The 1,252-nt window shown below is 48.2% G+C and carries 1 protein-coding gene; it reads right to left on the bottom strand.

Annotated features, from left to right (window positions below):
* Nucleotides 1–295 precede the first annotated feature (295 nt).
* Nucleotides 296–1,252: DUF945 family protein (locus D6694_14265; GenBank protein ID RMH35937.1), on the bottom strand; the 957-nt coding region annotated here is incomplete at its 5' end.

The following is a 1,252-nucleotide window of genomic DNA, read 5'->3' as shown; positions in this document are numbered from 1 at the left end:
GTTGTCACATCGGCCTCCTATGGTTTGCATTAATGTTGCGTGCACCCATCTATGACTGTCAGCATCCAGCGTCCGGAAATGGATGGCTCGAATGTATCCGTTTTCTAAAAGCTGCCTGAGGACATCCTAAGAAACCGCAAGACGAACCATACGCAAACCTCTTGCGCACATCAACATAAATGCTAACTATTCGCATTTGCATTTGCAATATATTTCGATCAGTTTCGTCTTGCTTTGCTGGTACTGCCCCCAAGAAAAAAGGCGCCATCGGCGCCTTTTTTCTTGCTGGTCATGCTTAGCTTCCGGACAGCCCTGGCAATGGGACCGGCTTACCATTCAATGTCAGAGTCATCTCTTTGAATTCAGCGTGTGTTTTCAATACGCCATTTTCTTCCTTAACAAAACCCTGCTGAATCACCGCGTCGATCATTTCGGGGTTATAGCCGGGTAGCATCATCAACAGTTTGCGCGGCACCGAACAGTCCGCCACCGCTGACACTTTATGCAACGCTGCCATACCAGCCATGATATTTGCCCCTTGCTGGATCTCAGCGGTCATCGTGAAATGCACCGGGTTACCCATCACTTCGGCACTTAGCTCGTCGATGCTCAAAGTAAAACCCTTGGACACCATTTCAGGCAAAATCCCCATCAGTTGCAAGCCAAGCGCCGTCTGTGCCACTTTACTCGATGCGCCGCTTTTATAAGCCTCTCGGGCCACACCAGCTAAACGATTCAGGCTGGCAGCATCTAATCCTTTCATTGAAAGTTTGAACACACCGTCATTAAAGACAATGTCTTGCTTTTGTTTAACGTAATCGACCGTGACTTCACTTGAAATGTTTAAACGCTTGTTGTTCTCAACCGGCTCACCATCCCCATGTATTTTGATAGGTCCCATGGCGAACACTTCTTTGTCGTGCTTTTTTAACGTCAGGCCATCCAACACCACATCACCAACATTCAGCCACAAATGCTCGAAATCGCCGATGCGGTGTCCTTCTGTGTCGATTTTGATACTGCCAAAATCAATTTGCTGACTACCCTCTTTCAATGACCAGCCATCCCAGCTGCCGACAGTCGTTGTGTGCTTGTCATCTGCCCCAATGGTCACCTCAAATTGGGCTGGCTTGATCTGAATAGGTTGTGGTTTGCCCCATTTTCTCTTTTTGATTTCGAAGGCATCCCAACCAATATGCCACTGAGCGCTGCCGCTAAGCCCGTAGCGCAATTCAATATCAAGCGGCAGCTT

This window comes from Gammaproteobacteria bacterium (genome assembly GCA_003696665.1).
Taxonomy (GTDB): Bacteria; Pseudomonadota; Gammaproteobacteria; order Enterobacterales.
The sequence above is the reverse complement of the archived record's forward strand: the minus strand, read 5'-3'. Positions and strand labels throughout refer to the sequence as shown.